This window comes from Priestia aryabhattai (assembly GCF_023715685.1).
GTDB lineage: Bacteria > Bacillota > Bacilli > Bacillales > Bacillaceae_H > Priestia > Priestia aryabhattai_B.
In genome coordinates, this window is record NZ_JAMBOQ010000033.1 from 1 (window position 1) to 914 (window position 914).

Here is a 914-nt window from a genome sequence, read left to right on the forward strand (position 1 = left end):
TTGGGACCAAGGGGTCGCAGGTTCGAATCCTGTCTTCCCGACCATTTATGGGGCCTTAGCTCAGCTGGGAGAGCGCCTGCCTTGCACGCAGGAGGTCAGCGGTTCGATCCCGCTAGGCTCCACCAATTAAATTAAATAACTGTAACTAATAATATGGCGGTGTAGCTCAGCTGGCTAGAGCGTACGGTTCATACCCGTGAGGTCGTGGGTTCGACTCCCTCCGCCGCTACCATATAAGTTACGTTTGTTATAAATATACGGAGGAATACCCAAGTCCGGCTGAAGGGATCGGTCTTGAAAACCGACAGGGGTGTTAAAGCCCGCGGGGGTTCGAATCCCTCTTCCTCCGCCATTTATTTATATCATATCATCGCGGGGTGGAGCAGTTCGGTAGCTCGTCGGGCTCATAACCCGAAGGTCGCAGGTTCAAATCCTGTCCCCGCAACCAAAGTGGTCCCGTGGTGTAGCGGTTAACATGCCTGCCTGTCACGCAGGAGATCGCGGGTTCGATTCCCGTCGGGACCGCCATTTTGTTGGCTCGGTAGCTCAGTTGGTAGAGCAAAGGACTGAAAATCCTTGTGTCGGCGGTTCGATTCCGTCCCGAGCCACCATTTTAAGACGGCGATTGTGGCGAAGTGGTTAACGCACCGGATTGTGGTTCCGGCATTCGTGGGTTCGATTCCCATCAGTCGCCCCATCTTAAGTAACGCGGGTGTAGTTTAGTGGTAAAACCTCAGCCTTCCAAGCTGATGTCGTGAGTTCGATTCTCATCACCCGCTCCAAATATGGGCCTATAGCTCAGCTGGTTAGAGCGCACGCCTGATAAGCGTGAGGTCGGTGGTTCGAGTCCACTTAGGCCCACCATATTCCACAGTAGCTCAGTGGTAGAGCTATCGGCTGTTAACCGATCGGTC

General features: G+C 53.8%; 9 tRNA genes. All 9 read left to right on the plus strand.

From position 1 onward, the window contains the following. Window positions 1-49 precede the first annotated feature (49 nt). The 9 genes from M3225_RS28735 (at window position 50) to M3225_RS28775 (ending at window position 864) form a co-directional block, all read left to right on the plus strand. A tRNA-Ala gene (locus M3225_RS28735) sits at window positions 50-125 on the plus strand. Window positions 126-155: 30 nt separating this feature from the next. Continuing rightward, window positions 156-232: transfer RNA gene (locus M3225_RS28740), tRNA-Met, on the plus strand. Between the two features lie 27 nt (window positions 233-259). After that, window positions 260-352 (plus strand) — tRNA-Ser (locus M3225_RS28745). Between the two features lie 19 nt (window positions 353-371). After that, window positions 372-448, plus strand: a tRNA-Met gene (locus M3225_RS28750). A 4-nt stretch (window positions 449-452) separates the two neighbouring features. Beyond that, window positions 453-528 (plus strand) — tRNA-Asp (locus M3225_RS28755). Window positions 529-535: 7 nt separating this feature from the next. Next, window positions 536-611: transfer RNA gene (locus M3225_RS28760), tRNA-Phe, on the plus strand. Window positions 612-621: 10 nt separating this feature from the next. Beyond that, a tRNA-His gene (locus M3225_RS28765) sits at window positions 622-697 on the plus strand. 11 nt (window positions 698-708) lie between these two features. After that, window positions 709-782 (plus strand) — tRNA-Gly (locus M3225_RS28770). Window positions 783-787: 5 nt separating this feature from the next. Next, window positions 788-864, plus strand: a tRNA-Ile gene (locus M3225_RS28775). Window positions 865-914 lie beyond the last annotated feature (50 nt).